General features: G+C 72.8%; 7 protein-coding genes. 3 read left to right on the top strand and 4 right to left on the bottom strand.

All coding sequences use genetic code 11. From position 1 onward, the window contains the following. Nucleotides 1-783 (top strand): polysaccharide deacetylase family protein (locus ABD207_RS11345; RefSeq protein WP_344012154.1); only part of this gene is annotated, 783 nt, incomplete at its 5' end. Between the two features lie 38 nt (nucleotides 784-821). Here ABD207_RS11345 and ABD207_RS11340 read toward each other — a convergent pair. After that, a complete protein-coding gene (locus ABD207_RS11340; RefSeq protein WP_344012153.1) occupies nucleotides 822-1,490 on the bottom strand; it encodes a class F sortase in 669 nt (222 codons plus the stop codon). Nucleotides 1,491-1,823: 333 nt separating this feature from the next. On the opposite strand from ABD207_RS11340, the gene ABD207_RS11335 reads away from it, so the two are divergent. Beyond that, nucleotides 1,824-2,321, top strand: a complete 498-nt coding sequence (locus tag ABD207_RS11335; RefSeq protein WP_344012151.1) for a hypothetical protein — start codon at nucleotides 1,824-1,826, stop codon at nucleotides 2,319-2,321. A 75-nt stretch (nucleotides 2,322-2,396) separates the two neighbouring features. Here the strand turns inward: ABD207_RS11335 and ABD207_RS11330 are convergent, their stop codons facing one another. From ABD207_RS11330 to ABD207_RS11320, 3 genes are all read right to left on the bottom strand, one after another. Next, nucleotides 2,397-3,023 (bottom strand): hypothetical protein, encoded by a 627-nt coding sequence (locus tag ABD207_RS11330; RefSeq protein ID WP_344012149.1) that lies wholly within the window; start codon nucleotides 3,021-3,023, stop codon nucleotides 2,397-2,399. 196 nt (nucleotides 3,024-3,219) lie between these two features. Further along, nucleotides 3,220-3,948, bottom strand: coding sequence for a bestrophin-like domain (locus ABD207_RS11325; protein ID WP_344012178.1), 729 nt, complete (start codon nucleotides 3,946-3,948; stop codon nucleotides 3,220-3,222). A 54-nt stretch (nucleotides 3,949-4,002) separates the two neighbouring features. Continuing rightward, entirely contained in the window at nucleotides 4,003-4,131 is a 129-nt protein-coding gene (locus tag ABD207_RS11320) for a hypothetical protein (RefSeq protein WP_344012148.1), read from the bottom strand. 740 nt (nucleotides 4,132-4,871) lie between these two features. Between ABD207_RS11320 and ABD207_RS11315 the strand changes: the two genes are divergently transcribed. Then, a complete protein-coding gene (locus ABD207_RS11315) occupies nucleotides 4,872-5,795 on the top strand; it encodes an SCO0930 family lipoprotein (protein WP_344012176.1) in 924 nt (307 codons plus the stop codon). The last annotated feature ends 59 nt before the right edge of the window (nucleotides 5,796-5,854 follow it).

Genomic DNA, 5,854 nt, shown 5'->3' with positions numbered 1-5,854 from the left:
ACGGGGGCCGCCGCGCTGGCGGGAGCGCTCGCCACCGGCACCGGCAGGAGGACGGCCGCACCGGCGGCGCCCGCGGCCGGCGCCCAGGCCGCCCGCAGCCCGCTCAGGCCGTCCGCGTACCGCCTCCAGCCGTTCACCGGCTACGGCCCGCCCCGTGCCCTGCCCGGCCGGACCCCCGTGCGCAGCGCACCCCTGCTGCGCATGACCGGACGCGGCAACACCATGGTCCTGACCTTCGACGACGGGCCCGACCCCCGCTACACCCCGGACATCCTCGACACCCTGGCCGCGTACGACGTGCGCGCGATGTTCTTCGTGTGCGGGGAGACGGCCGCCGAGAACCGGGACCTGCTGGCCCGGATGGCCGACGAGGGCCATGTCGTCGGCAACCACACCTGGTCCCACCCGCTGCTGACCAGCCTGCGCCGCAGCCGCATCCGCGCCGAGATGGAACGCACCTGCGAGGTCATCGAGAAGGCCTACGGCGAGCCCCCGCAGTGGTTCCGGGCCCCCTACGGCGCCTGGAACCGCGCCACCTTCCAGCTCGGCGCGGACCTGGGCATGGAACCCCTCGCCTGGACCGTCGACACCCTCGACTGGACCACTCCCGGCACCCGCACCATCGTCGAACGGGTGGAGAACGGCGCCGCCCCCGGCGTCGTGGTGCTCTCCCACGACGCCGGGGGCGAACGCTCCCAGAGTGTCCGGGCCCTGCGCGACTACCTGCCCCAGCTGCTCGACTCCGGCTACCACATCGGAGTGCCCCGCCGGCCGTACGTCTGACCCCGCCGGACCCCTCCCGCCCGCCCGGTACGAGGCCCTCAGCGGACCTCGACCAGGCGGGCGAAGACGACCACATTGCCGGCGTAGCCCTCCTGCGGGGAGAACCCGCCGCCGCAGGTGATCACCCGCAGCTCCGGGGAGCCCTTGGAGGCGTACACACGCTCACCGGGGAAGCTGTTCTTGGCGAACACCTCGATGCCGTAGATCTCGAACACGGCCGTCTTGCCGTCCCGCCGCAGGATCTCCACGCGCTGGCCCTTGTTCAGCGCGCCGAGCCCGTAGAAGACGGCCGGGCCCTGCTGGTTGTCGACATGGCCGACGACGACCGCCGTGCCCTTCTCGCCCGGAGTGACCGCGCCGCTGAACCACCCGGCCAGATTCGGGTCCTCCGGCGGCGGCGCGTCCACCCAGCCATCGGCGTCCAGACCCACCGGGATCATCGGCGCGTCCACATTGATCGCCGGGATCAGCACCCGGTCCGGCACCGCGAACGGCAGCGGAGCGGCCGTCCCCACCGTGATCGCGGCGCCGGAGCGGGTGTCGGCGGCCGCCGCACTGGCGGGCTGCGGCGGACCCTCGTCGAACTCCCCTGAGCCGTTGCGGATGAGCGCGAGCCCGGTGAGCAGCACCAGCGCTATCACGCCCCACGGCGCGCGCTTCCTCGGGCGCTGCTCCTCTTCCGGTTCGCCCGCCTCGAAAGCAGACATTCGCCTTCCCCTCTCGACACGGCCGTCGCCGCGTCACTCGCGCATGGCCAAACGCTAAGTGCCGTGCGCACAACCGGCGACGGGGCAGCGGCGAACGGGTGGCCGGGGCCTGCGGCCGTGCGCCATCCGAGGCGGTGCCGGCCGAAGATTTTCTGACGGTCCGTGACCTGCGGCGATAACCGATCAAGCGGTTCGGGCACGGGGCACGGCCTCACCGGGACGGACCATCGCCGACATGCGGGCCGGGGCACCGCACCCGACTGTCGTTGCGGGAGGTGCTTTCTCGCCGATCGACCGGGGACGGGACCCGGGGCGCCTTCCGCGGAGGAACACATGCGCAATCCACGTGCCCTCGCGGCCACCGGTGCCGCCGTCGCCGTCCTCGGGCTCGCCGCCCCGGCCGCACACGCCGACGGCGGCCAGGTCCCCGGACCGCACAACATCGTCGTCATGCCCAGTGTGATCGCCGCGGGCGGCCAGCTGACCATCACGGCCGACGGCTGCCCGCACGGCGGCAACGCCACGTCCGAGGCCTTCCACCGGACCGAGCTGACCCCGATCGGCGGACGCAGCAGCACCGCCAGGGGTACCGCCACCGTCAACCCCGATGCCCGGCCCGGCCGTTACGACGTTCACGTCGAGTGCTCCAACCGCAGCCTGACCCGGCCCGCGGCCTTCACCGTCATCGGAGGTGTCCGCGGCGGTGTCGGCGGCTCCAGCACCACCGGAGCGACCCCGACCGACATCGCCATCGGCGGTGCCCTGGTGGCCGCCGCGCTGGCCGGCGGCGGCTTCTTCTGGATGCGCCGCCGGGCCGAGAAGCGGATCTGAGGCGCCGTCGGGCCGCGCCGCGCACGTGGGCCTCGCCCCGGAACCCCGGTGCGGTTCCGGGGCGCAGCCTTGCCGTCAGCCGCCCTCGTCGGTGCTCCCGCGCCGGGACAGCCGGTACGCCACCCCGAGCGCCCCCGTGACGAACACCGCGCCCAGACCCATCCTGCCGAGATCGGTCCCGGCGAGCGTGCCGCCCTCGCCGGCGTGCACACCCCTGGGGTGACGGCCGCGGTACCCCTCGGAGTGCCGTTCGTGCTCCTCGTCGATCGGAGAGGGCAGCGGCACCGGCGTACCGCCCACCACGGTCAGCACCGTGCTCCCGGTGGCCCCGTCACACGTGAACTCCACCCGGTACTCCGCCCCGACCCGGGCATCCCGGTCCACTACGGCCATCGCCGTCGACCGCCGCGGCGGGATGGTGACCGTGTCGAACACCGCCGAGGAGACCCTCGCCGGTCCTCTGCACCCCCCGTCGTCCCGGTCCACCCGCAACCCCACCGTGTCACCCGGCTCCACGATGTTCGGCTTCACCTCGAAACCGAACGGCGTGATGCCGCCGTCCAGGGCCGGGGCCCGTCCGACGTACGAGACGGCCGCCGGCGGGGCACCGGCGGCCGTCTCGGCACCGGCGACCGGTGCACTGGCGAGGGTGAGGGCGCCGGCGCCTGCCAGCGCGGCGGAAGCGACGCGTATCGCGTGCATGGTGAATCCTCCGGGTTCCGAGGAGCGGCTGCGGACCTGTTCCGCTCACGCCGTGACAGCGCCTCGATGCCCGAAACGCTAGGAACCCGCGCCCCGGCGCGCGATCGCAGTAGAGCGAACGGGTCACGCCCTTGATCCGCCCGGGCGACACGCACGGCGCGGCGCCCGCCCGCCCGGCGGGATGCGTGTCGGGGGCTCAGATGTGCGGGAACAGGTAGCGGAACGGTTCCGCGGACTCCGCTGCGTCTCTGCTGTACGGGGCGTCGAAGTCCCAGATGAGGTAGAGGAGGAAGGCGATCAGGGCCGAGAAGACGCCGGCGAGGATGAGTTCGCGGCCGGTGCGGCGGATCTGGAGGGCGAAGATCATGCCGATGGTGACCACCGCTCCGGTGAGGAGGCCGAACCACACCACGCCGGGCATGGTGTTGCCGGTCGACTCCGCGCGGGCGGTGCGTGCCTGGTCGGCCGCGGTGACCTGGTCCACCAGGGGCTGGTAGGCCTGCGCCTCGAAGTCGGTGCGTGGCTCGTAGTCGGTGACGTCGCGGCGCAGCCGGTCCAGGAGTTCGGCGCCGCGCTCGGTCACCTCGCCCTTGTCGGCCATGCTGCGCCACTCCGTGGTGAGCACGTGCTCGACGTAGGCGTCGACGTCGTCACGGATGCGGTCGCGGACCTCGGCCGGGTAGACCCGTACCCGCTCCTTGATCTCGTGCAGCGCCGCGGCCTCCGCCCGCGCATGGTCCTGCGCGGCGCTGCGTCCCTCCCAGACCCCCGCGATGGCGAGGCCCAGGACGATGGCGTACACCACGCCGATCCACATCGTCATGTACTCGATGACGTCCGGGGTCTCGCTGGTGTCCTCGTCGTCGGCCGCCCTGCGGTGCCGTACGACGGTGATGACGACCACCACGAGACCGGCGGCCAGCATCGCGAGGGTGAGAACAAGCCATTCCGGCAAGGGTTCCTCCAGAGTCGGTCGGGATCAGCGCGGACGCAGGGCGGCCACGGCGACCGCCGCGGGCGCCGTGATCAGCAGGACGAAGGTCAGCGGCGAGGTGGCACCGCGGGAGGGCCGGGTGGGTCTGGCCGGGCGGTGCGGCGGATAGTGCACCGGCGTCACGGACGGGCGGGGCTTGGGTTTGGCCGACGGGGTGGGCGCCGGGGGTGGGGGCGGCGTGGGCCGTGGAGGAGGGGTCGGGCTGGGCGGGGGCGGCGCCGGGCGGGCTGCGGGCGGGGGCGGAGTGGGCGTCGGCGTGGGGCTGGGTTTCGGCGGTGGCGGGGTCTTTGTGGGCGTGGGTTCCGGCGAGGGCGACGGAGGAGGAGGTGGCGGTGTAGGAGTGGGGATGGGTGTCGGGGTGGGCGTGGGGGTCGGCGGTGGGGAGCACGGTGGGACCGGCCAGGTCAGGCTGCCCGCGACCGCGACCACCTCGGTGCCCTCCGGCCCTGTCGAGGCGTACGCGCAGGCGTCGGCCACCGCCGCGCCCGGCGCACCCAGCAGCGCCCAGACCAGCGTGGCCGCGGCCAACGCCCGTGCGGCGAGCGCGGATCGGGTCGGTACGAGTGCTTGCACGGGGAGGATCATGAGTCGAGCCGGACCGGGCCACGCCGGAGTGCGTCAGGATTGCCCCGAATGAGGGAATGTCTCCGGAGAGGGGCAGGGGGCTCTCCAGGAGCAGGGCAGGGGGCTCCCCGGGAGCACGGCAGAGGGCTCCCCGAAAGCCGTGCCCTCGCGCCTCAAAAGAAAATGGCGTCGCGTTGAACACAACAGGTGCTTCGGTGCGTACTCATCGTCGAGCGGCGGCACAGCAGGGCGCTGCAACACAACACCCTTGCGATGATGTGGAGTTGACGATGAAGACCTCCTGGCGGACCGCCTCGCTCGTGGCGAGCGCAGCGGCGGTGCTGGCCCTGACGACGGCCTGCGGTCAGGATGCTCCGCCGCCGGCCAGCAGCCAGAACGTGGGCGCGGCCGGATCCGGTGACTACGCCGGGGCCGGAAAGGCCCCCGGCGGCACGGCCGAGGCCTCGACCGCTCCGGACAACTCCGCCGGCAAGCTGACGGTGTCGACCAACGCGGAGCTCGGCAAGGTGGTGACCGACGGTCTCGGCCGCACCCTGTACCGCTTCGACCAGGACGTCGCCGAACCGCCCAAGTCCAACTGCGACGGCGAATGCGCCAAGACCTGGCCGCCGGTGCCCGCCGACGACGCCACGGCCGGCGAAGGCATCGACAAGTCCCTCCTCGGCGAGGTGACACGTGCCGACGGCACAAAGCAGCTCACCGTCGGCGGCTGGCCCGCCTACCGCTACGTCAAGGACATCAACGCCGGTGACGTCAAGGGCCAGGGCGTGGGCGGCAAGTGGTACGCGCTGAACCCCGAGGGCAAGAAGGCGCAGGCGGCCGAGCAGTTCGGCCTGTCCACCCGCAAGGACCCGAAGCTCGGCGAGATCGTCGTCGACAAGAACGGCATGACGGTCTACCGCTTCATGAAGGACGAGGCCTGGCCGGAGCCCGTCTCCGCGTGCAAGGGCGAGTGCCTGCAGAAGTGGCCGGTGGTCTCGCCGGTGCCCTTCGAGGACACCAAGGGCATCCAGAAGAAGGGCTACATGACTTTCACCCGGCCCGACGGAGCCGACCAGCAGACCATCAACTGCTGGCCCATCTACACCTTCGCCGGTGACAAGGAGCCCGGCGACACCAACGGTCAGGGCGTCGGCGGCACCTGGTACGCCGTACGGCCCGACGGAAAGCCGGTCGGAGCGCAGGAGAAGTAGCAACCTCCCCAGGGTGTCGTCCACTCCGGCGCCCCCGGCCACGGCCCGCCCCCGCGCTC

This window comes from Streptomyces thermospinosisporus (assembly GCF_039526425.1).
Taxonomy (GTDB): Bacteria; Actinomycetota; Actinomycetes; order Streptomycetales; family Streptomycetaceae; genus Streptomyces; species Streptomyces thermocarboxydovorans.
The sequence above is the reverse complement of the archived record's forward strand: the minus strand, read 5'-3'. Positions and strand labels throughout refer to the sequence as shown.

Bases quoted from the DNA above. Each gene is read 5' to 3' on its own strand.
- ABD207_RS11340 (WP_344012153.1), bottom strand. From the start codon at position 1,490: ATGTCTGCTTTCGAGGCGGGCGAACCGGAAGAGGAGCAGCGCCCGAGG.
- ABD207_RS11335 (WP_344012151.1), top strand. From the start codon at position 1,824: ATGCGCAATCCACGTGCCCTCGCGGCCACCGGTGCCGCCGTCGCCGTC.
- ABD207_RS11330 (WP_344012149.1), bottom strand. From the start codon at position 3,023: ATGCACGCGATACGCGTCGCTTCCGCCGCGCTGGCAGGCGCCGGCGCC.
- ABD207_RS11325 (WP_344012178.1), bottom strand. From the start codon at position 3,948: ATGCTGGCCGCCGGTCTCGTGGTGGTCGTCATCACCGTCGTACGGCAC.
- ABD207_RS11315 (WP_344012176.1), top strand. From the start codon at position 4,872: ATGAAGACCTCCTGGCGGACCGCCTCGCTCGTGGCGAGCGCAGCGGCG.